The 21,770-nt window shown below is 62.2% G+C and carries 20 protein-coding genes and 1 tRNA gene; 20 read left to right on the top strand and 1 reads right to left on the bottom strand.

The window, feature by feature from the left end; all coding sequences use genetic code 11:
- Positions 1-33: 33 nt before the first annotated feature.
- Positions 34-1,620, bottom strand: coding sequence for a BCCT family transporter (locus ACNPP0_RS19360; protein ID WP_448706747.1), 1,587 nt, complete (start codon positions 1,618-1,620; stop codon positions 34-36).
- Positions 1,621-1,851: 231 nt separating this feature from the next.
- Between ACNPP0_RS19360 and betI the strand changes: the two genes are divergently transcribed.
- From betI to ACNPP0_RS19260, 20 genes are all read left to right on the top strand, one after another.
- The gene (gene betI, locus ACNPP0_RS19355; protein WP_332610928.1) at positions 1,852-2,475 is read left to right on the top strand and encodes a transcriptional regulator BetI; all 624 of its coding nucleotides are present in this window, start codon (positions 1,852-1,854) and stop codon (positions 2,473-2,475) included.
- Between the two features lie 17 nt (positions 2,476-2,492).
- Positions 2,493-3,959, top strand: coding sequence for a betaine-aldehyde dehydrogenase (betB, locus tag ACNPP0_RS19350; RefSeq protein ID WP_448706746.1), 1,467 nt, complete (start codon positions 2,493-2,495; stop codon positions 3,957-3,959).
- Positions 3,960-4,037: 78 nt separating this feature from the next.
- Positions 4,038-5,711 carry a choline dehydrogenase gene (gene betA / locus ACNPP0_RS19345; protein ID WP_448706745.1) on the top strand — a complete coding sequence of 558 codons (1,674 nt, stop codon included), beginning with the start codon at positions 4,038-4,040 and terminating at the stop codon, positions 5,709-5,711.
- Positions 5,712-5,743: 32 nt separating this feature from the next.
- Entirely contained in the window at positions 5,744-6,643 is a 900-nt protein-coding gene (ispE, locus tag ACNPP0_RS19340) for a 4-(cytidine 5'-diphospho)-2-C-methyl-D-erythritol kinase (RefSeq protein ID WP_332610932.1), read from the top strand.
- A 1-nt stretch (position 6,644) separates the two neighbouring features.
- Positions 6,645-6,721: transfer RNA gene (locus tag ACNPP0_RS19335), tRNA-Gln, on the top strand.
- 141 nt (positions 6,722-6,862) lie between these two features.
- Entirely contained in the window at positions 6,863-7,813 is a 951-nt protein-coding gene (locus ACNPP0_RS19330; protein WP_006227587.1) for a ribose-phosphate pyrophosphokinase, read from the top strand.
- Positions 7,814-7,961: 148 nt separating this feature from the next.
- A complete protein-coding gene (locus ACNPP0_RS19325; RefSeq protein ID WP_046805051.1) occupies positions 7,962-8,573 on the top strand; it encodes a 50S ribosomal protein L25/general stress protein Ctc in 612 nt (203 codons plus the stop codon).
- A gap of 97 nt (positions 8,574-8,670) precedes the next feature.
- On the top strand, positions 8,671-9,270 hold the full coding sequence (gene pth, locus ACNPP0_RS19320; protein WP_332610934.1) for an aminoacyl-tRNA hydrolase: 600 nt from the start codon (positions 8,671-8,673) through the stop codon (positions 9,268-9,270).
- Positions 9,267-10,046 (top strand): CPBP family glutamic-type intramembrane protease, encoded by a 780-nt coding sequence (locus ACNPP0_RS19315; RefSeq protein ID WP_448706744.1) that lies wholly within the window; start codon positions 9,267-9,269, stop codon positions 10,044-10,046. Before pth ends, ACNPP0_RS19315 begins: the two co-directional genes overlap by 4 nt.
- Positions 10,047-10,141: 95 nt before the next feature.
- Positions 10,142-11,233 carry a redox-regulated ATPase YchF gene (gene ychF / locus ACNPP0_RS19310; protein WP_332610938.1) on the top strand — a complete coding sequence of 364 codons (1,092 nt, stop codon included), beginning with the start codon at positions 10,142-10,144 and terminating at the stop codon, positions 11,231-11,233.
- A 478-nt stretch (positions 11,234-11,711) separates the two neighbouring features.
- Positions 11,712-12,359, top strand: coding sequence for a response regulator (locus ACNPP0_RS19305; RefSeq protein WP_448706743.1), 648 nt, complete (start codon positions 11,712-11,714; stop codon positions 12,357-12,359).
- Positions 12,360-12,521: 162 nt separating this feature from the next.
- Positions 12,522-12,860, top strand: a complete 339-nt coding sequence (locus ACNPP0_RS19300; protein ID WP_448706742.1) for a hypothetical protein — start codon at positions 12,522-12,524, stop codon at positions 12,858-12,860.
- Positions 12,861-13,120: 260 nt separating this feature from the next.
- Positions 13,121-13,663: a fimbrial protein gene (locus tag ACNPP0_RS19295; RefSeq protein ID WP_448706741.1), complete on the top strand. Its 543-nt coding sequence runs from the start codon at positions 13,121-13,123 to the stop codon at positions 13,661-13,663.
- Between the two features lie 158 nt (positions 13,664-13,821).
- Positions 13,822-15,210 (top strand): amino acid permease, encoded by a 1,389-nt coding sequence (locus ACNPP0_RS19290; RefSeq protein ID WP_448706740.1) that lies wholly within the window; start codon positions 13,822-13,824, stop codon positions 15,208-15,210.
- Between the two features lie 187 nt (positions 15,211-15,397).
- A complete protein-coding gene (locus ACNPP0_RS19285) occupies positions 15,398-15,805 on the top strand; it encodes a hypothetical protein (protein ID WP_448706739.1) in 408 nt (135 codons plus the stop codon).
- A 54-nt stretch (positions 15,806-15,859) separates the two neighbouring features.
- On the top strand, positions 15,860-16,393 hold the full coding sequence (locus tag ACNPP0_RS19280; RefSeq protein ID WP_448706738.1) for a fimbrial protein: 534 nt from the start codon (positions 15,860-15,862) through the stop codon (positions 16,391-16,393).
- Positions 16,394-16,627: 234 nt separating this feature from the next.
- Positions 16,628-17,164, top strand: a complete 537-nt coding sequence (locus ACNPP0_RS19275; RefSeq protein WP_448706737.1) for a fimbrial protein — start codon at positions 16,628-16,630, stop codon at positions 17,162-17,164.
- A 90-nt stretch (positions 17,165-17,254) separates the two neighbouring features.
- On the top strand, positions 17,255-18,007 hold the full coding sequence (locus ACNPP0_RS19270; RefSeq protein WP_448706736.1) for a fimbrial biogenesis chaperone: 753 nt from the start codon (positions 17,255-17,257) through the stop codon (positions 18,005-18,007).
- The gene (locus tag ACNPP0_RS19265; RefSeq protein ID WP_448706735.1) at positions 18,004-20,517 is read left to right on the top strand and encodes a fimbria/pilus outer membrane usher protein; all 2,514 of its coding nucleotides are present in this window, start codon (positions 18,004-18,006) and stop codon (positions 20,515-20,517) included. Before ACNPP0_RS19270 ends, ACNPP0_RS19265 begins: the two co-directional genes overlap by 4 nt.
- The gene (locus ACNPP0_RS19260; protein WP_448706734.1) at positions 20,508-21,698 is read left to right on the top strand and encodes a fimbrial protein; all 1,191 of its coding nucleotides are present in this window, start codon (positions 20,508-20,510) and stop codon (positions 21,696-21,698) included. Before ACNPP0_RS19265 ends, ACNPP0_RS19260 begins: the two co-directional genes overlap by 10 nt.
- The last annotated feature ends 72 nt before the right edge of the window (positions 21,699-21,770 follow it).

Genomic DNA, 21,770 nt, shown 5'->3' with positions numbered 1-21,770 from the left:
GCCCGCATTTTTAGCCCGCATGTTTGGCTCGCTTCAGCGCGGGAGGGCCTGGCGGCCGGGCGCGGGGTTGTCTCGGGCCAGCGCCCGGTACAGGCTGGCCATGTAGCCCAGCAAGATCACCGAAAAGGGCAGGCCGCACAGCACCACCGCCGTCTGCATCGCATTGAAGTTGCCCGCCAGCAGCAACCCCACGCCCAGCATCGTGGTCAGCGACGCCCAGAATACCCGCAGCCAGATGGGCGCATCGTGCCCGGCGTCCGCGTTGCGCGCGGACAGGTTGGCGATCATCAGCGTGCCTGAATCGACCGGCGTCAGGAACAGCATGAACGACATCACCACGCCCACGGCGGCCACCCACTGCGTCAGCGGCAGGTATTCCATCAGCGTGTAGAACGCCATGGGCGGATTGGCCAAGGCCATTTCGCCCAGCCCCGCCGCGCCCTCGTTCATCACCAGATTGATGGCGGTGTTGCCGAAGATGGATAGCCAGGCCAGCGTGAAGCCCAGGGGCACCAGCATCACTCCGAAGATCAATTCCCGTATCCGCCGTCCGCGTGAAATACGGGCGATGAACATGCCGACGAAGGGCGCCCAACCGATCCACCAGGCCCAATAGAAGATGGTCCAGGAACTGGTCCAGCGCACGGCCTTCATGTCGTACAGGTACAGGTCGAACGTCTTGCCCGGAAACGCATTGAGGTAGTCGCCCAGGTTCTGCACCATGCCGTCCAGCAGCAGGCGGGTGGGTCCGGCCAGGAAGACGAACAGCAACAACAGGCACATCAATGCGGTGTTCACGTTGGACAGCACGGCAATGCCGCGCTTGATGCCCAGGGCGGCCGCGCCGGTGGCCACCACCATCATGATGATGACGATGGGCACCTGGGCGGCGGCCGTGTCGGGAACGTTAAGCAGATAGGTCAGGCCCGCGTGCAGCAGCAAGGCGCCCAGGCCCAGGTTGGTGACCATGGAGACTATCGTGGCCAGCACGCCGAAGCCGTCCACCGCATGGCCGACCCCCTTGGGCAAGGGTTTGTCCGACAGCCCCTGCAAGGGCGAACGCAGCGCCAGCGGCTGCTTGTGGCGGTACGCAAAATAGGCAAGCGCGGTGGCGGTCAGGGCATAGAGCGTCCAGCCGTGGATGCCCCAGTGCAGAAAGGTCAGCGTCAGCGCGTTGCGCGCCGCCTCTTGCGTGCCGCCCGCGCCGGTGGGCGGCAACAGGAAGTGGTCCAGGGGTTCGTAGACGCCGTAATAGACCAGCGCGATGCCGATGCCGGATGAAAACAGCATCGACACCCAAGACAGATAACTGAATTCCGGGGCCTCGTCGTCATCGCCCAGGCGCAGCGCGCCGTGGCGCGACAGGGCCAGCCATAGGGCAAAGCCCACGCTGATGGTCATGGCCAGCATGTAGTACCAGCCAAAGTGCGCTGCCACCAGCAACTGCGCCGCTTGCAGCCATGCCTGCGCGGCATCGGGCTGCCAGATGAGCAGGGCGCCGAACGCCAGGACGGAGACGGCCGCGCTAAGAAAAACGATGGGATTGGTATGCGCCAGCCATGCGCGCCAAGGCGGTGCGCTTGCCGTTGGCTGCGTCGAAGTGGTCCGTTCATGCCGCACCGCTGTCTCCCCGTGTGGTGATGCTGCGTGGTGCTACCGGTGTGATGCTGTTCGCGTTGCTGCCGTCGATGTGTTGCGGGCAATGTGTCTGCCGGCAATGTGTCTGCGGCACCTTACCGTTTTTATATTGAACGATCAATCAATATAAATTAGACTCGACCGCACCCGGCGGACAGCTCGTTGCCGTCCTTGCCGTCGCCATCGTCACGTCATCAGGAATCCCCGCGCAACATGCCAAAAGTCGGAATGCAGCCCATTCGTTGCAATCAGCTTATTCAGGCCACGCTTGAATCCATCGATCAGGTCGGCCTGGCGGAAAGCTCCGTCGCGCACATCGCCCGCGCCGCCAAACTGTCCACCGGCATCATCAGCCATTACTTCGGCGACAAGGACGGCTTGCTGGAAGCGTCCATGCGGGAATTGCTGCGCAACCTGCGTGATTCCATTTCGCGCGCGCGCGCCGCTGCCGCGCCCGACGCCCGTGCCCAACTGCGCGCCATCATCGAAGGCAACTTCGTGCCCACGCAGGTTTCGCGCAGCGCGATGCGCGCGTGGCTGACGTTCTGGGCGGCCAGCATGCACCAGCCGCGCCTGGGCCGTTTGCAACGCGCCAATGATCGCCGGCTGCATTCCAACCTGTGCTGCCAATTCCAGCGCGTGTTGCCGCTTGCCCAAGCGCGGGAAGCCGCGCGCGGCCTGGCCGCCATGGTCGACGGGTTGTGGTTGCGCGGTGGTTTGATGGGCGCGGATTTCGCGGGCGAACAAGCGCGCGCCGTCGCTTACGACTATGTAGACCTGCTGCTAGCTCGCAGCCAATTCGTGGGGGAGCCGGCCCTGGGCCCGCCCTCACTTTGACAATAGGACGGACCTCCATGCCTTTGCCCATCCAGCAACTCTACATCCACGGTCGGCGCACCAACGCCATCAGCAGCAAGACCATCACCACGGTGAACCCCGCCAATGGCGCGGTGTTGGCGGAAGTGCAGGTGGCCGCCCGACAGGATATCGACCGCGCGGTGGCCAGCGCGCAAGAAGGGCAAAGGGCATGGGCGGCGCGGTCCGCCGCCCAGCGCGGCCAGGTGCTGCTGCGGGCCGCGCAGCTGCTGCGCGAACGCAATGACGAACTGGCCGAACTGGAAACGCTGGATACCGGCAAGCCGCTGTCGGAAACCCGCACGGTGGACATCGCCACCGGCGTGGACGTCATCGAGTACTACGCGGGCTTGGCGGCTGCCGTGCAAGGCATCCAGGTGCCGCTGCGCGAGTCCAGCTTCTTCTACACGCGGCGTGAACCGTTGGGGGTGATCGCGGGCATCGGCGCATGGAATTATCCGGTTCAGATCGCCATGTGGAAGTCGGCCGCGGCGCTGGCCACGGGTAACGCAATGGTCTTCAAACCCGCCGAAATCACGCCCCTGACGGCGCTGCGGCTTGCCGAAATCTATACCGAAGCCGGCGTGCCCAACGGCGTTTTCAATGTGGTGTTGGGCAGCGGCCGTGACATCGGCGACTGGCTGACCGGGCACCCGGCCGTGGCGAAAGTATCCTTTACGGGCGGCGTGGATACGGGCAAGCGGGTCATGGGGGTGGCGGCGGCATCACTCAAGAGCGTGACGCTGGAACTGGGCGGCAAGTCCGCCTTGATCGTGTTGCCCGACGCTTCCGTCGAACGCGCCGCGGACATCGCCATGATGGCCAATTTCTTCAGCTCGGGGCAGGTGTGCACCAACGGCACGCGCGTCTTCGTGCACCGGTCGCAAAAGGCGGCATTCGAAGCCGCCGTGCTGGAACGCGTGGCACGCATTCGGGTGGGCGACCCCTTCGACCCCCGCACCAACTTCGGCCCGCTGGTCAGCGCCGCGCACATGGACGGCGTGCTGAGCTGGATCGAAATCGGCAAGCGCGAAGGCGCAACCTTGCTGGCCGGCGGTGTGCGCTTGACGGACGGCGTGCTGGCCAAGGGCGCGTACGTGGCCCCCACCGTGTTCACCGACTGCGACGACAGCATGGAAATCGTGCAGGAAGAGATCTTTGGTCCCGTCATGACCATCCTGTCTTTCGATAGCCAGGACGAAGTCGTGCAGCGCGCCAACGACAGCCGCTACGGCTTGGCGGCGGGCGTGGTCAGCAGCGACCTTGCCGCCGCGCACCGCATCGCGCATCGCTTGCAGGCGGGCATTTGCTGGATCAACACGTGGGGCGAATCTCCCGCGCAAATGCCGGTGGGCGGATACAAGCAGTCGGGTCTGGGCCGCGAAAACGGCTTGGACGCGCTGGCGCAATACACGCAAACGAAGTCCGTCCAGGTCGAACTTGGGGAGTTCGCCTCGGTGTTCTGACGGCGCCGTCGCACATCGCACCGGGCGCCGGGCGTGACGCCGGGCCGCCCGCTTTCTGTACGCGTAGGGGGGAAGGGCATGTCGATCAAGCGGGAGTACGACTACATCATCGTGGGCGCGGGATCAGCCGGTAACACGCTGGCCACGCGGCTGACCGAAGACCCGGGCACCACCGTGCTGCTGCTGGAAGCGGGCGGGCAGGATCACCGTTTCGATTTCCGCACACAGATGCCGGCCGCGCTGGCCATGCCGTTGCAAGGCAGGCGCTACAACTGGGGCTACCAGACGGACCCCGAGCCGCACCTGAACGGGCGCCGCCTGGACTGCGGCCGCGGCAAGGGCCTGGGCGGGTCGTCGCTGATCAACGGCATGTGCTACATCCGTGGCAATGCGCTGGACTACGACCATTGGGCGCGCATCGAAGGCCTGGCGCATTGGGATTACCTGTCGTGCCTGCCGTACTTCAAGAAGGCCGAAAGCCGCGACGTTGGCGCCTGCGAATATCACGGTGGCGCCGGGCCCGTCAGCGTCACCACGCCCAAGCTGGACAACAACCCGTTGTTCGACGCCATGATCACGGCGGGCACGCAGGCGGGCTATCCGCATACGCCTGACATGAACGGTTATCGGCAGGAAGGCTTTGGCCCCATGGACCGCACCGTGACCCCGCGCGGGCGTCGCGCCAGCACGGCACGCGGCTATCTGGATCAGGCGCGCGGGCGCGCCAACCTCACCATCGTGACGCGGGCGTTGACCGACGTGATCCTGTTTTCGGGCCAGCGCGCCGAAGGCGTGGCCTGGGAACAGCATGGCCAGCAGCACCGCAGCTTTGCCCGCCGCGAGGTGCTGCTGTGCGCGGGCGCCATCGCGTCGCCGCAGATTCTGCAACGGTCAGGCGTGGGCGCGGGCCAGCTGCTGCGCCGCCTGGGCATCGCCGTGCGCCATGAATTGCCCGGCGTGGGCGAAAACCTGCAAGACCACCTGGAGCTTTACGTGCAGGTTGAATGCAAGCAGCCCGTGTCGCTGGCCCCCGCGCTCAGGTTGCGCAATCAGCCGGCGATCGGTGCTGAGTGGTTGTTGATGGGGACGGGCATCGGCGCCAGCAACCAATTCGAAGCCGGCGGTTTCATACGCAGCCACGACGACTTCCCGTGGCCGAACCTGCAATATCACTTCTTGCCGGTGGCCATCAATTACAACGGGTCCAACCCGATCAAGGCACACAGTTTCCAGATGCATGTGGGGTCAATGCGCTCGCCCAGCCGGGGGCGCGTGCACGTACGGTCGCGCTCGCCGCACGACCATCCCAGTATCTTGTTCAACTACATGTCGCACCCGCGGGACTGGCGCGAATTTCGCGCGGCGCTGCGCATCACGCGTGAACTCTTCGCGCAGCCCGCGCTGGCGCAATATGCCGGCCGCGAGATTTCGCCGGGCAATGCCCTGCAAAGCGATGCGGACCTGGATGCCTTTGTGCGCGCGCAAGCCGAGACCGCGTATCACCCGTCGTGCTCGAACAAGATGGGGGCGGCCTCGGACCCGATGGCGGTGGTGGATGGCTATGGGCGCGTGCACGGGCTGCAAAATCTGCGCGTGATCGATGCGTCCATCATGCCGGACATCGTCACGGGCAACCTGAACGCGCCGGTCATCATGATGGCCGAAAAGCTGGCCGACCATCTGCGTGGCCGCGAGCCCCTGGCGCGCGCCAACGTGCCGTACTACACGGCGCAGGGCCCGGCGCGTGGCTAGAATGTGGGCTTGTCCCGCACCGGTTGCCTGATGTGACTCTGTACGACGTACCCGCTCCCGCCAAGCTGAATTTGTTTTTGCACGTGGTGGGCCGCCGCGCTGACGGCTACCACCTGCTGCAAACGGTTTTCCGCTTCATCGACCTTTGCGACACGCTGCATTTCGACGTGCGCGCCGACGGCATCATCAGCCGCGCCACCGAGCTTGCCGGCGTGTCGGAAGCCGACGACCTGACCCTGCGGGCCGCGCATGCTTTGCAGCGCGCCACCGGCACGCGCCAGGGCGTGCGGATCGGCCTTGAAAAACGGATTCCACAGGGGGGCGGGCTGGGCGGCGGTTCCAGCGATGCGGCCACGGTGTTGATCGCCTTGAACAAGCTGTGGAACACGGGCCTCACGCGGCGCCAGCTGATGGACCTGGCCTTGCCGTTGGGCGCCGACGTGCCGGTATTCGTGTTCGGGCAATCCGCATTTGCGGAAGGCGTGGGCGAAGCACTGACCGCCGTGACGCTGCCCGAACGCGCGTATCTCGTAGCGCAACCTGACACCAGCGTGCCGACTGTAGGAATATTTTCGGCACCCGATTTGACAAGGGATTCTTCTTACATCACAATAGCGGACTTTCTTGCTTCGCCAACTTTTTCCTTCGGGAAAAATGACTTGGAGCCGGTGGTTCACCGTCTTTATCCTGAAGTATTCAGGGCATCGCGGTGGCTTGCAGAACAGGGTTATCCTGTACGCATGTCGGGATCAGGCGCATGTTTATTCGCCGAATTCTCAGAACTTTCCGAAGCCGTTTTGGCGAAAACAGAAATATCCGCTATAATGCGCGGCGCTGTTAAAACAAACAGCACAACGCATCCACGGTTTCGGTTAGTGCAGGCTTGTACTGGTTTAACTGAACATCCGTTGCGGAATTGGATTGCAAGATAGTTGGGGAGTCGCCAAGCTGGTTAAGGCACCGGATTTTGATTCCGGCATGCGAAGGTTCGAATCCTTCCTCCCCAGCCAACCGAATACATAAAAAAGCTGTTGAACACGCCTGTAAGACACTGGCCCGGGTTCAGCAGCTTTTTTATTTTCCGGATTCGCTGGTGTTTCCACCCCGCATCACCTCGTTAGTGTCTTACAACGACCATCGCATCATCCATCATGGCAAACGATAGCTTCATGATCTTCACGGGCACGGCCAACACTCGGCTGGCCGTGGACGTAGTCAACCACCTCGATATGTCCCTGGGCAAGATGACCGTCGGTCGCTTTTCCGACGGCGAGGTGATGGTCGAAATCAACGAGAACGTGCGTGGCAAGGACGTCTTCGTCCTGCAACCCACCTGTGCGCCCACCAATGACAACCTGATGGAAATCATGGTGATGGTTGATGCCCTGCGCCGCGCGTCGGCCGGCCGCATCACCGCCGCGATTCCGTACTTTGGCTATGCCCGCCAAGACCGCCGCCCGCGTTCGGCGCGCGTCGCGATCTCGGCCAAGGTGGTGGCCAACATGCTGCAAGTGGCTGGCGTTGACCGCGTCCTGACGATGGACCTGCACGCTGACCAGATCCAGGGTTTCTTCGACATCCCCGTGGACAACATCTACGCCGGTCCGATCTTGCTGGGCGACATCTGGCGCCGCAATTTCTCGAACCTGGTCGTGGTGTCCCCGGACATCGGCGGCGTGGTTCGCGCCCGCGCGCTGGCCAAGCAGCTGGAAGCAGACCTGGCCATCATCGACAAGCGTCGTCCGCGCGCCAACGTGTCGGAAGTGATGAACATCATCGGTGAAGTCGACGGCCGCACCTGCATCATCATGGACGACATGGTCGACACCGCCGGCACGCTGTGCAAGGCGGCCCAGGCCCTGAAAGACCGCGGCGCCGGCGCCGTTTACGCCTATTGCACGCACCCCGTGCTGTCGGGCGGCGCCATTGACCGCATTGAAGCGTCGGAACTGGACGAACTGGTCGTCACCGACACCATCCCGCTCTCCGAGCAAGGCCAGGCCAGCGGCAAGATCCGCCAGCTGTCGTGCGCCGCGCTGCTGGGCGAGACCATCCTGCGTATCTCGAACGCGGAATCGGTCAGCTCGCTGTTCGTCGACTGACGCGATTCGCGTCGGTCAGGCCGCAGCCTACCCTTAGTTTTTGCACCTTGCTGGTCGCGGCAAGGCGCAATCAACACGGCGCGCATGTTGCGCGCCGTGCCGTTAACTGGTGAAGCCTCTTCACCTTATTTTGTTTTTGGAGTTTTCCATGAAATTCATCGCCACTGCGCGTAGCGTCCAGGGTTCGAGTGCGAGCCGCCGCCTGCGCCGCGCGGGCCGCGTTCCCGCCATTGTCTATGGTGGTACGGCTGCCCCCCTGAACATCGAACTCGACCACAACGAGATCTATCACGCCCTGCGTAAGGAAGAATTCCACGCATCGATCCTGCAAATGCAGCTCGAAGGCTCGAAGGATGAGCAAGTGTTGTTGCGTTCGGTTCAATGGCACGCCTACAAGCCGCAAGTCCTGCACGTGGACTTCCAGCGCGTGGACGCCAACCAAGCTCTGCGTACCAAGGTGCCGCTGCACTTTGTCAACGCCGAAATCTCGCCCGCTGTGAAGCTGGCCGGCGCCATCATCAGCCACGTGACGACCGAACTGGAAATCACCTGCCTGCCGAAGGCTCTGCCCCAGTTCATCGAAGTCGACCTGACCAACATCCTGGCCGGCGCTTCGATCCACCTGGCCGACATCAAGCTGCCCATGGGCGTGACGTACGTGCCCCACGGCGGTGAAGACAACCCGCTGCTGGCTGCCGCCATCGTCAAGGGCGGCGCTGCCGCTGCCGACGAAGCCGAAGAAGCCGCTCCGGCTGCCTAAGTCTGCTGGAAAGCCTTCGGGCTTTCCGCGGCTTGTGCCCGAAACCCTGCGTGTGCATTTGCATGCGCAGGGTTTTTTGGTTTAAACACCCTCCATCATGTCTATTCCCATACGCCTCATTGTGGGATTGGGTAACCCCGGTCCCGACTACGAAACGACCCGGCACAACGCCGGCTTTTGGCTGGCCGACCATCTGGCGGACGATCTGCGCACTTCTTTTGCGCTAGAGAAATCTTTTTTCGGCATGGTCGCCAAGTCGCGCCTGGGGGCGGACAACGTGCTGCTGCTCAAGCCCAACACTTATATGAACAAGTCGGGCCAAGCTGTGGGCGCCCTGGCGCGCTTCTACAAGCTGGCGCCGGAACAGGTGCTGGTGTTGCATGACGAACTGGATCTGCTGCCCGGGCAGGTCAAGCTCAAGCAGGGCGGTGGCCATGCGGGCCACAACGGCCTGAAGGACATCCAGGCCGTGCTGGGCAGCCCGAACTTCTGGCGCCTGCGCATCGGCATCGGCCATCCGCGTACGCTGGGCCTGGCGCAGCAGGTTGCCGACTTTGTGTTGCACCCGCCGCGCCGCGACGAGCAAAAGGAAATCGAAGCCGTCATCGACCGCTGCCGGGCCGTCGTGCCCGCGATGCTGGCGGGCGATTTTCCGTTGGCTACGCGCCAATTGCATAGCGGCAACGTCGCCGGATGAACCACCCCACGCCATCCCAGCCCGTGGCCAAAACCCGCTTCCGAACTGAAGTCGCGGATTTCTGGCGCTACATCCGGCACCCGCGACCGCTATCGCGCGTGCCGGGCCGCGCGGCGGGCAGTGGATTGCTAGCCGACTGGTGGCCGGGCATACGCCCCGGGCGCCTGTTGGCCTGGGCCGGGCTGCTGTGGGCGCTGAATCTTTTTGCGCTGGGTCCCGTTGCCGTGATGGCCGCCGGCCTGGGCGGCGCCACCCACCGCATCGATCCGACCAACCTGCCGTGGCTCACGGCGGTGATCTGGGCGCCGCTGGTCGAAGAAATGTTGTTCCGCTATGGTCTGCGCCGACCGTTGCAGGTGCTGTGGCTGGTGCCCGCGCTGATGCCGGTCGTGCTGTATGGCCCGAAGCTGTGGACGGGGCTGCTGCTGGTCGCCTTCGTGATCCTGGCGTGCTGGGGCGTGCGTCAACGCGCGACGCTGCTGACGGGCTGGGACACGACGTGGCGGCGCTATTACCTGAAGCACTTTGGCCTGGTGTTCCACCTGGTCGCGCTGACGTTCGCGGCGGTGCACCTGACTAATTTTGTCTACAGCAAGACGCCGTACTGGCTGATGCCGCTGCTGGTGCTGCCGCAGTGGCTGACCGGGCTGGTGCTGGGCTGGATGCGCGTGCGCCGCGGCATCGGCGCGGCCATTCTGCTGCACGCCACGTTCAACGCCGGCCCCATTTTGATGATCTGGGCCGTGATGCGCTGGGCGCCATCCATTGCCCAATAGCGGGGCCGCATCGCCGCGCAGGCGAAACTGCCACGGGGCGCACCCGGGGTAAACTAGAACGTTAACGATCAATACCGTACTTACACAGGATTCCCATGGCTCTGCAATGCGGCATCGTCGGCCTGCCCAACGTTGGCAAATCGACTCTCTTCAATGCTCTGACCCGCGCCGGCATCGCCGCCGAGAACTATCCGTTCTGCACCATCGAGCCCAACGTCGGTGTGGTCGAAGTGCCGGATCCGCGTCTGCAAAAGCTGGCTGAAATCGTCAAGCCCGAGCGCATCCTGTCGGCCACCGTCGAATTCGTGGACATTGCCGGCCTGGTTGCCGGCGCCAGCAAGGGCGAAGGCCTGGGCAACCAGTTCCTGTCGCACATCCGCGAAACCGACGCCATCGTCAACGTCGTGCGCTGCTTCGAAGACCCCAACGTGATCCACGTGGCCGGCAAGATCGACCCCATCGCCGACATCGAAGTCATTGAAACCGAACTGGCACTGGCCGACATGCAAACCGCTGAAAAAGCGCTGCTGCGTCACCAGAAGACCGCCCGTTCCGGCGACAAGGAATCGCAGCGCATCGTGGCCGTGCTGGAAAAGTGCGTGGCCCAGCTGAACGAAGCCAAGCCGATCCGCGCGCTGGATCTCAGCCCCGAAGAACAGGCCGACATCGCCCAACTATGCTTCATCACTGCCAAGCGCGCGATGTACGTGGGCAACGTGGCCGACGACGGCTTCACCAACAACCCGCTGCTTGACCGCCTGACCGAATTTGCCGCCGCGCGCAACGCACCGGTCGTCGCCATCTGCGCCGCCATCGAATCCGAAATCGTCGACCTGGACGACGCCGACCGCCAGGCCTTCCTGGCCGACATGGGCATGGAAGAGCCGGGCCTGAACCGCCTGATCCGCGCCGCCTTCAAGCTGCTGGGCCTGCAAACCTACTTCACGGCAGGCGTGAAGGAAGTGCGCGCCTGGACGGTGCCCATCGGCGCAACCGCCCCGCAAGCCGCCGGCGTCATCCACACCGACTTTGAACGCGGCTTCATCCGCGCGCAGACGATCGCGTACGAAGACTTCATCACGTACAAGGGCGAGCAAGGCGCCAAGGAAGCCGGCAAGATGCGCGCCGAAGGCAAGGAATACATCGTGCAGGATGGCGATGTGATGAATTTCTTGTTCAACGTCTGATTCCGGCGGCCCGCCGCCCGTGCGGGTGCCGCTGCTTGCTAGGCAGCCACCCGCGGGAAAGCACCCGTCGAAGATGTGAGCTTAGGCTCACATCTTCATCCTTCTCGATTCCATGGCCGCAGTCAACGCGCGGATCCTGGATCAAACATCCCCCCTGAATGTCTATCGATTTCTGATGCGGCGTTTCGCTGATCGGAGTGCATGCTTGCGCGCGGCGCCCGGCCAATGTTGGCCAGTCCCATGCGCCCTGTCGAACCCTTCGTTCGAGTCCGATTGTCGCGCTTGCCTATTGTGGATAGGCTCGACGTACTTTCTTCAGCGGACCATCAGGAATTTGCATGAGCAATCTATCGCACGCTCTGTCTGTCAGGCCAATTCATCATCGTGGTATCTCCGCCGCTCGGCAGCCTGACAAACCTAACGCTGTCGGGCGCGAACCGTGGCGCCGCATTGACGTCCGGACCGCATGAGGGATGCCATGCAAGACGTCATCCGGGTGGTTCTCGCAGACGGGCATCCGATCTGCGTCAAGGGTGTGCAAGTCGAGATTGCGACGGCAGACGCCGCCAAGGTGGTGGGATGCGCCTTCAACTCGACCGAACTGTTCGACGTTCTGAAGCAGCATGAGTGCGATGTGCTGGTTAGCGATTACGTCATGCAGGGCGCCGATTTTGGAGATGGCCTTAGCCTTTTCGCGAGAATACGGCGTCGCTATCCCCGCGTGCAGTTAGTCGTGTTGACTTCAATCATCCATTGCAACGTGCTGCTTGCCCTGGAGCGCCTGGGAGTCAAGGCGATCGTCAGCAAGGCCGATCAGCCCGAGCAGTTGCATCTTGCATTGCGCGCCGCGCACAACGGGCAATCCTATCGATCGCCAAAGATCCAGTCGGCACTGGAACGCGAAGTGCGGGAGCCGCGTGTCGATCGACTCGCATCCTTGACGTGGTGTGAGATGGAAGTGTTGCGCCATTTTCTGGCTGGCCTTTCACTAAGTGAGATCGCGATGAAGTTCAGCCGCAGCAAGCAGACGGTCGGTGCGCACAAGCGCGCGGCTATGCGCAAGCTGGACGTCGACAACGATATTGACCTGGTTCGCTACGGCATCAGATCGGGGCTGGCGGCGTAACGCTGGCGCCACCGGACATACCCGTCCGTGCGCTTTGGCAAGCCGTGCACACGCCAATCGACGGGCCGCGCCGCGCACCGTTAAAGCTTTGGGGCAAAGGCGCCGTAAATGGGTAAGAGAGGGCATCTCGCCTTCTCTGCCTGTTTGCGAAAAGGAGATGTCATGGCCCGTTATGGATCCGTCCGAACATTCCTCCTCGTTGTCGCCCTGAGTCCCTCGTTGGCTGCTGCCGAAGGGGGAAGGATTTACTTTCAGGGCGCCATCGTAGATGCCACCAATTGCCAGGTGGCCGCCGTGCGGGTGGGTAAGGAGGCAGTGGCGCAGTTGCATTGCCAAACCCGATCAGGGGTCGCTGCTATCAGCCAATCTGAATTGCAGTCGCGAAGCGTGGACAAGCGCGTCGAACAAGTGGCGCTGGGCAACACCAGCACCAAAGCCAATACCGGCTCCGACGTTCAACCCGGGCGCTACGGTCAACTTGTGACGTTGTCCTATCTGTAGACCATACCGGCCCGTCTTGCGGCCGAGGTAAGCGCGGTACGCGCGGGGCCAGCGGTCTATCCCGACCGTTGGCCCCAAAAAAATGCCGAAAAGATAGGACGGGTACGATAAATCCGGCTTTATGGCGTTTTTTTGAGTCCCATACGATTTAAAGCCTTGGGGCCCCTGGGTAAACTAAAAAGTAATGTGCGTTGACTTACGGCGACGCACGCGTCGCGCCGCAATTGCCGGCACGTTGACGACTGCCCGGATTATAAAAAATGAAAATCTATCTTCAGCGCCCGTTTATTTTGCTGGCGCTAAGCCTGACCGTTGCCGGCGTTCAGGCGCAATCCTATACCATGACCGTTAATGGTCGGGTCACCATTCAGCCGTGCTCGATTACGGTGGATGCGGTATCGCTGGGTGATGTTCCGATTACTGAATTCGCCGTCGCCTCGGTTCCAGCGGCGCGGTATTCCAAGGGTTTCGACGTCCGCCTTCAAGAGTGCGATATCAACACCTTGACGACGGCATCGCTAAGATTCAATGGCACCACCGCAGGGAACAACGGCGTACTGGCCTTGACGGCGGGTACGGGCGCGGCGAAGGGCATAGGCGTGCAAGTCGTTACAAACGACTATAGCCATGGCGACAACGGCCGCATTATCAGATTCGATGGCAGCGAAACCTACAGCTTCAATATCGGCTCCAAAAAAAGCACCTTTGGCTTTCTGGCCCGATATATTGTTGTGCCTTCTTCACCGGTGCGCAGCGCGGGCATCGCCAACGCGACCGCGACGGTAACGCTCAGCTATTCATAACCCCCCCCGCGGTCCGCATCACCTTCTTGGCATCACCTTCTGATTTAGGGCGCCCGTCTTGCCCCCGGCCGGCACTGCCGCATTGTGCTTCGTACCCGTCTGATTGAACGTGCAGTTCGCGTCCTGCAAACTCGTGATGAACCCACATTTATCTCATCATGAAAATCAATCAGATCATTCGCCGGGATGCCGGCCTGCCCGCTGTGTTTTCGCGAGGCCAGCTTACGGTTATCGCCCTGGGCGCCGTCCTCAGCTACGGCGTTATTTCAGGCAGCGGGTTTGCGCTCACGGTGGCGGGCCCCGCCGCTGTATTGAGCTATGGCGCGGCCGCGCTGGTCGCCATGCTGTTGATGCGCTGCCTGTCGGAATTGACGGCTGCGCACCCGACACCGGGCGCCTTCGGCTCCTATGCTGAAGCCTTTTTGGGGCGCCGAACCGGCTTTGTCGTTCGTGCCGCTTATGTCGTGTCCGTCGTGGCAATCGTCGGCACCGAAATTGCCATGCTGGAGTCCACCTTCGCGGCTTGGTTCGCGCCACTGCCGCCGGTGGTAGTCGCGGTCGGCCTGCTGATAGGGCTGAACGTTATGCACCTGGCAGGCGCGCGCGTGTTCGTTTGGGTCGAATCGGCCCTTGTTGCGATCAAAGGGCTGGCACTGGTGGCGCTTATCGCGCTGGCATGCCATTACGCGATGGGCGCAGCGGACGTTTCACCCGAGGCTGTGCGCATCGCCTCCGCTGACTTCATGCAGGACCTGCATGTGCCAGCGCTATGGCAGGCCTTCGCCATTGCGACGATGGGCTTCATTGGTCTGGAAATCGTGTCTGTCGCCGCCTCGGAGACTCATGCGCGCAGCGCGTCCGTCGGCCACGGCATGCGCACCGCGACGCGCGTGGTCGCCCTGCTTGTCGTGGCCGGTGTGGCGGCATCCGCGTGGTTCCAATGGTATGAAGTTGCGCCGCCCGCGATGGCGCCTTTTGTGTTCCTGCTTGAGCTTGCGCAGGTGCCGGGGGCCAGGCTGGCATTCAACGTGTTGATGGTGGTGACCGTCGTGTCGATCTTGAACTGCCAGATCTATGGCGGTTCGCGCATGCTGTTCAGCATGGCTCGCGCGGGTCAGGCGCCCGCAGTGCTGGCGCAAGGCACCAAGCTTAGAGCGCCGGTTACTGCCGTGACGTTGCTGGCGGTGGCGGTTTACGCCGCGCATCACGCTTTTCCCGGCGTGGTGTACGTCGCCGTGTCTTCCATCGCCATCACCGCCATGCTGGGGATATGGATCTCTATATTTCTGGCCTATGTCCAATTCCGGCGCCTGCCGCAGAATGCCGCGCGGCGCTGGAGCGGCTGGCATGGCGCGCTGGGTGCACTTGTGATCGGGGCGGTGACGCTATCCACGCTATGGATCCAAGCGTTTGCGCCCGCGCTGTTATATGGCATTCCGTTTTTGTCGATGCTGGCGTTATGCGCGCCCAGGGCTTCCGGCGTCTGCGCATCCATGCCAACCGTAGCGCCGGCCCTTCCGATGTCAAGCCGGGAAATCCCGTCATAAACGCAAAGGTCTGAAAGGATTTCTCAGAAAATAGGACGGGTACTAGTTTTGATCGTGGTACTGCCGTTATTTCGTTCTGGACTGATATTAATAAACTCGCACGCAATCTAATATTTCATCACGCTCAGATTGTGGAGCGATGCAAGGCAAAAGCCTTTTCGTTAAATCAACACGTCGAGTAAATCGAATGAGCAAGTTAGGTATCTGGGTCGACTATCAACAGAAGATTGTCTGCACCGAACTGCGTCGCCAAGCGCTTATTTCCGTTTCGGATTGGGCTTACGACGCAAGCGATTGCGCACAGAGGTTTTCTGCGACGTCTTACCAGGGATACCGCCTTTGGGCAGTGCCGTGTCTGCGGTTGATGCGTAAGCATCCGCTGCTGTCTCGTGTTCTTGCCCATGCTGTCCGGGGGATGGTGGCTGATATTAAATATCAACGAGGCGTAAATAATAAACCGCATTTAATGGGTTTGATTATTCGGCGGGGCGTTTTCTGGCCCGCCAACTTGTTAGTCGGCAGTTTGGCGGTCATCGCGCAAGTCGGCAGGCTTTCGCAAGTACACCATTCCCCGCAATTCGGCGTTGGCGGTTGATTGGCGAAAATATTCCTCTTAACGACGTAACTCAAACCAGGTTTCATAAAAATCATGACTAAGACTCTTCTCAGCACTCTGTTGGCCGCCTCTTTTATGGTCGCCGCCGGCACCGCTGCCGCCGCTGATTCCGGCAACATCTCCTTCCAGGGTGACATCACCCAGTCGGCTTGCTCGATCGGTGGCGGTCAGCAAGGCGCCGACATGGTTGTGAAGATGGGCAGCATCTCGACGAACATGTTCTCCGGCGTCGGCTCCAAGGGCCCGGAAACCAACTTCACGATCGCGCTGTTGGGCTGCGACACGACCGTGTCCACGTCCGCTTCGATCGCCTTCCGTCCCGGCGCCGGTAGCGTCATCAGCAACCGTTTGCTGAGCCTGGAAAACGGCAGCGGCGCCAAGGGCGTGGCAGTTGGCCTGGTGGCCGAAGACGGCACCACCATCGCAGTGGGTGGCCCCGGCGCTTCGTACAACCTGGTCAAGGGCACCAACAACTTCAACTTCAAGGCGTTCTACGAAGCCACCGATGCGGCCGTGACCGCCGGTAAGGCCAACGCCCAGGCCCTGTTCGAAGTTCAGTACTCGTAAGCACCCGGAAGGGGCCTCGCGCCCCTTTGGGCGGAATCCGGGTGAGCCCGGGTTCCGCCTCCCGTCCAGGTGGATCGTTGTCGACCGCATTGACGCGGTCCGAAAAACAACGTGCCAGATGTCGCCAAGCCCAAGTGTCCGGCGCGAGGCAGGCACGAATTCCCAAATTCAATCGCATGCGCGCATCGGCAGTTGCTGAGCATCCGGCGTGCGCGTCCGTTATGGCCCACATCTATGAAATTCAACCTTAAACAGCCTCTTGCCATGGTGGCGCTGTGCCTGGCCGCAGGCGCCGTGCAGGCACAGTCGGCAACGCTGAATGTCACGGGCAGAATTACCAACACGCCCTGCACGATCGAGGCAGACGCCGTCAATCTCGGCGACGTTTCGATCAGCGATTTCACGAGCGGCATCGTGTTGCCGCAAAAGTTCTGGAAGACCTTCAACATCACGCTGGGCGGGTGCGAGCTGAACACCTTGAGCACGGCGTCCATCAGGTTCAACGGCACGCTCGCAAGCGACTCCATGACGCTTGCATTGACAAGCGGAACAGGGGCTGCGCAGGGCTTCGGCGTCATGATGAAGAGCAGCGATTCGACCCATGCCGCGACCAGCCAAACGGTCTATTTCAACGGAACCAATCCGTTCAGTTTCAACGTGACGTCAAACAAGAAGACATTCGCCTTTCAGGCGTTTTACGTGAAAGTCGGATCGACGCAACGCCCCGGTGTTGCCAACGCCACGGCAACGGTGACGCTCACCTACGCCTGATCACGTTTCGCATCCTGACAACCTCGGGGTGCGCCACTTTTCTTCCCTAGCCCATGCGCGCTGGCGCGGGCGAATTCGCTGGATCGAGCCATGACCCTATTCTTCAGACGTATCCTTCCGGCGTGCGTAGCCGCCTCCTGCCTGATCGCCGGCAGCGCCGCCCACGCCGCCATTCAGCTGTCCAGCACCCGAGCGATCATGAACGAGAAAGATCGCAACGTGGCGCTCTTTGCCAAGAATCTGACGACGTCACCTTACGTGGTGCAGGCCTGGATCGATGGCGACGCCGAGGAGATGGAGACGCCGTTCTTCATTACGCCTCCATTGAGCCGCTTTGATCCGGCCAGCGAGCGCAGTTTGAACATCACGCGCGTGGGCGATGATTTCCCCAAGGACCGCGAGTCGTACTACTGGGTAAACGTGCTGGAGATTCCGCAGAAAGGCGACTCTGCGGACAATAGCCTGACATTGGCTACGCGCACCCGCATCAAGCTGTTCTATCGCCCGGAAGCCATTCAGAAGCTGCCGCGCGGCGCCGAGCAGTCGAAGTGGTCTGTCGTGCGAGACGGCAAGAGCTGCCGCCTCGCCGTGGACAACGCCTCGGCTTACACCATCAACTTTGCCCGCATCGATGTTCCCGGAGAGCCGGAAGAACTGGGCAAGGCCGTCATCGCGAAGCCACTGGAAACGACCTACATCCCTCTGGGCAAGTGCCCGGCGGGCGCGCTGTCGGTAACGCCGCAAGTCGTCAACGACTACGGTGTCATTGACGCGTGGCCCACCGTCTCCGCCGGCGAACGCGAAGCGAAAACCATCGAGGCAGCGGCTGGAGAAGCGAAGTGAAACTTGGGCGCAAGCTGCCGGGCCGCTGTATGGCTGTGGGCACGGTGGTGATTCTGGGTTTGGCGGGAGAGCAGTCCGTCCGGGCGGCCGAGCCGACGCAGGCCGCCACGGCATTCGACAATAGCTTTCTGTATCGAGGCAAGAATCAGCCCGATGTGGACTTGTCGGTATTTGCCTTTTCCAACCGGGTGCTGCCGGGGATGAAGTCGGTGTCGTTGCGCCTGAACGGTCAGTTTGTAGGCGCCAAGGAGATCGAGTTCGTGACGGTTCCGGGCAAGGAAGATGCCCAGCCATGCCTGCCTGTGTCGTTGTTGGAGGCAATCGGCGTCAACATGCTCGCGTTCCCGTATCTGGCGCAGGCAAAGGACATCGAATGCACGCAAACCCTGGCGCTCATTCCGTCGTCCTCGGCCGCTTTCGATGCCGACAAGAACCTGTTGACCCTGTCCATCCCGCAGGCCGCACTGGTGCGCCAGGCGCGCGGAGTGGTGTCGCAGGAGCTTTGGGACGTGGGCGAGACGGCGTTCTGGTCGTCCTACCGCTTTTCATACAACGATATGCGCAGCTCGGGTGGCTCGGGCAATTCCAATAACCGAAGCAGCTTTCTCAGCTTGCGCAACGGATTCAACGCGGATGCCTGGCGCCTGCGGGCCAATGGCACGTATTTTCAGAGCGACAACGGGTCCAAATGGGATTGGAGCGATTTTTACGCAGAGCGCGACGTGGCCGCTTGGCGCGGATGGCTTCGCCTGGGCGATAGTTCGACGTCGGGCAACGTGTTTACATCGACCCGATTTCGCGGCGTGCAGTTGCGATCTGATGAAGGCATGCTGCCGGACAGCATGCGCGGATACGCGCCTGTCGTGCGCGGCGTTGCGCCGAGCAATGCCAAGGTGACCATTCGCCAGAACGGGCATGTCATTTATTCCACGTTCGTGGCGGCCGGACCGTTCGTGATCGACGATCTGTACTCAACGCCGGGCGCGGGCGACCTGGAGGTCGAAATCGAGGAGCTGGGCGGCCGCACGACGCGGTTTTTCCAGCCGTTTTCCGCCTTGCCCGCCATGATGCGCGAGGGTATCTGGAACTACAACTTCGCGGTGGGCCAGCACCGGCCCAACTATGGCGAGGACAAGCCCATGCTGGGGCAGTTCACGCTGGCCTATGGCCTGCCTTACGGATTGACCGCCTACGGCGGCTGGACAACGGCCGAGCGCGGCTATCACGCGGGCGCGTTGGGCCTGGCGCTGAACATGGAATCGCTGGGTGCGGTGTCGGTGGATACCACCAGCTCGCGCTCGCGACAGGCCGACGGAAAGACGCTGGTCGGCACCGCCGCGCGCGTCCAGTACGCCAAGTCCTTTCCGGGCAGCGGCACGGACTTCACGCTGGCCGGCTACCGCTATAACTCAACCGGCTTTCGTAGCTTGGAAGACGCCATCCGCGATCGTACCGATAGCGGCTTCTTCCAGGGCTACCAGCGCCAACACGAGTATCAGCTGTCGTTGTCGCAACGGATGGGAAGCGTCGGCTCGCTGTCGTTCAACTATTTTGGTATCGGCTACCGGAATGCGTCGCGCAAATCGGAATACATGCAGCTGGGCTTTTCCAGTGCCATTGGCCGGGTCGGCTATTCCGTGAACCTGGGCGTGAACAAAAGCCCATGGCAGGACCGGCAGTCCACGGTCATGTTCACGTTGAGCATTCCGCTGGGTGGCTCGCACACGGCAAGCTATTCGATGAACAACAGCTCCGGCCAGGGCACGAGCCATGACGTCAACTTGAATGGCGCCTTGAATGACGACTATTCGGCTACCTATGCCCTGCAGACGGGCGTGAGTTCCGGCGGCGGCGATAACGGCGCCCACGCTTACGGGTCAGTCGGCTATGCCTCGCCAATAGGCCAGGGCAACCTTAGCCACGCCTATTCTCGCCGTAACTCGAATACCAACGTCGACTTCAGCGGCGCCATGGTCGTGGACAGCAAGGGCGTGTTGCTGGGGCAATCGCTGGGCGAAACCGCCGTAGTGGTCGAGGCCCCCGGGGCTGCCGGCGTGCAGGTGGATTCCTATCCCGGTGTGCGTACCGATGGTTCCGGCCGAGCCTTGATTCCGTATGCCAGCCCATACCGGGAGAACCGGATCTCACTGACGCCGAACCTTGACGATCAGGCGGCCACGATCGAGCAGAACGTGCAGACCGTCGTGCCGACGCGGGGCGCTATTGCGGTGGCGCGCTTTGACACGGCAATCGGACGCACGCTTATCGCGACGTTGCGCGGGTCGGACGGACAGGATCTTCCCTTTGGCGCGGCAATCTACGACGCCAAGGGAGAGCAGCGCGGCGTCGTGGGACCTGTTGGGCGCGCGTGGTTGACCGGTCTGCAAGGCGCGAATCACTTCGTCGTGAAGTGGGGCACGCAGCAGGAACGGCACTGCGCCTTTGAAATTGACGTGTCGGTCGAAGAGCTGAAGACCGAAGAGGTGAAAAAGGAATTGACATGCGCCTGATCGGAATAATGCGCCCCAACGGGCGCCCACAAATTTGCTTTGGCGGTCCCGTCCGGCCCGTAACCGGGCATTCCTTGCTGGCCGCCGTGACGTTGGCGGCCTGCCTGGGCGGCATTGCGCAGGACGCGAGCGCCGGCCCGTTGGACACGCGGGCCGTGGCATGTACCGTAAACAACGGCGGCACCACCGGCAAGGGGAACAAGTATCTGGCGTACTCGGCCACGAGCAACCGCTACACGGTGTCGCCCCTTCGGGTGGCACAACCCCTGCCCACGTCCGGAGCGCGCGGCGACGTGCTTTTCTCGACGGCCGAGCGCTCCTATCCCACGCTTGAAGGGGAATCGCAGGGCTTGGCGGCCCCGCTTTACAACTGTCCCATGGGAACGGTGGAGTATTTCACCGGCAACGGCACGTATGACGCCGCCTCAAGAAGCTATGCGACCGGCCTCCAAGGCATTGGATACCGTGTCTATTACTACATCGGTGAAGGCGAGGAACTGGCTGCGCCTCAGCAGTTCAGCAACTCCTATTCGCAGGGTGCGCTGGTTTTTCCCATGTCGTCGAGCACGCGGGGGTACTACCGGACGCGGATCGATTTTGTCGCGACCGGCGCCGAGATCAAGCCGGGAACAATCAATTCCAGCAACGTTTACGGCACGGCGACGGTGTCGGCGGCGGTTAATGGGTTGCCGGGCCTGTTCCGGGTGGGGCTGGATCGCAACATCACCATCAGTACGCCGACCTGCACGGTCAAGAATCCGGGCAACCTGGTAATCAACCTGAATGACGTCAGCATGGCCGCCATGAACAGCGGCGCAGGCGAGAACGCACTGTATGAAACCGAGTTGCAGGTGGAATGCTCGGCTGCCAGTCAGGCGTCTCCCACGGTCAGGCTGTCTTCCAGCTATGTCGCCGGCGCATCCTATCCGGGCACGCTGTTGAACCAGGATGCGAATGGCGCAAAGGGAGTGGGCGTCCGGTTGTGGCTGTATGACCCGGCCATCGGTCAACATCGCATGGCGACGTTCAATACCACCGACGCCAATCGAGGCACCGCCATTGGCGCCAAGCCCACATCGGCGTGGTCCTACAAGCTTGGTGCTTCGTATCTGCGCGTGGGCGGCGCCATCAGCGCCGGCACGGTCAAGTCGACGGCCACCGTAACCTTTACGTATAGTTGACGGCATCGCAGGGGGATGCAAGGCAGAGGGCGGTATCGGTGCGGACCGCCTTCTGTAGGGTTGCCAAGCAGT

This window comes from Achromobacter semiaridum, from assembly GCF_053543755.1.
This window is presented reverse-complemented; position numbering and strand designations above follow the sequence as displayed.

Bases quoted from the DNA above. Each gene is read 5' to 3' on its own strand.
- betI (WP_332610928.1), top strand. From the start codon at position 1,852: ATGCCAAAAGTCGGAATGCAGCCCATTCGTTGCAATCAGCTTATTCAG.
- betB (WP_448706746.1), top strand. From the start codon at position 2,493: ATGCCTTTGCCCATCCAGCAACTCTACATCCACGGTCGGCGCACCAAC.
- betA (WP_448706745.1), top strand. From the start codon at position 4,038: ATGTCGATCAAGCGGGAGTACGACTACATCATCGTGGGCGCGGGATCA.
- ACNPP0_RS19330 (WP_006227587.1), top strand. From the start codon at position 6,863: ATGGCAAACGATAGCTTCATGATCTTCACGGGCACGGCCAACACTCGG.
- ACNPP0_RS19325 (WP_046805051.1), top strand. From the start codon at position 7,962: ATGAAATTCATCGCCACTGCGCGTAGCGTCCAGGGTTCGAGTGCGAGC.
- pth (WP_332610934.1), top strand. From the start codon at position 8,671: ATGTCTATTCCCATACGCCTCATTGTGGGATTGGGTAACCCCGGTCCC.
- ACNPP0_RS19315 (WP_448706744.1), top strand. From the start codon at position 9,267: ATGAACCACCCCACGCCATCCCAGCCCGTGGCCAAAACCCGCTTCCGA.
- ychF (WP_332610938.1), top strand. From the start codon at position 10,142: ATGGCTCTGCAATGCGGCATCGTCGGCCTGCCCAACGTTGGCAAATCG.
- ACNPP0_RS19305 (WP_448706743.1), top strand. From the start codon at position 11,712: ATGCAAGACGTCATCCGGGTGGTTCTCGCAGACGGGCATCCGATCTGC.
- ACNPP0_RS19300 (WP_448706742.1), top strand. From the start codon at position 12,522: ATGGCCCGTTATGGATCCGTCCGAACATTCCTCCTCGTTGTCGCCCTG.
- ACNPP0_RS19295 (WP_448706741.1), top strand. From the start codon at position 13,121: ATGAAAATCTATCTTCAGCGCCCGTTTATTTTGCTGGCGCTAAGCCTG.
- ACNPP0_RS19290 (WP_448706740.1), top strand. From the start codon at position 13,822: ATGAAAATCAATCAGATCATTCGCCGGGATGCCGGCCTGCCCGCTGTG.
- ACNPP0_RS19285 (WP_448706739.1), top strand. From the start codon at position 15,398: ATGAGCAAGTTAGGTATCTGGGTCGACTATCAACAGAAGATTGTCTGC.
- ACNPP0_RS19280 (WP_448706738.1), top strand. From the start codon at position 15,860: ATGACTAAGACTCTTCTCAGCACTCTGTTGGCCGCCTCTTTTATGGTC.
- ACNPP0_RS19275 (WP_448706737.1), top strand. From the start codon at position 16,628: ATGAAATTCAACCTTAAACAGCCTCTTGCCATGGTGGCGCTGTGCCTG.
- ACNPP0_RS19270 (WP_448706736.1), top strand. From the start codon at position 17,255: ATGACCCTATTCTTCAGACGTATCCTTCCGGCGTGCGTAGCCGCCTCC.
- ACNPP0_RS19260 (WP_448706734.1), top strand. From the start codon at position 20,508: ATGCGCCTGATCGGAATAATGCGCCCCAACGGGCGCCCACAAATTTGC.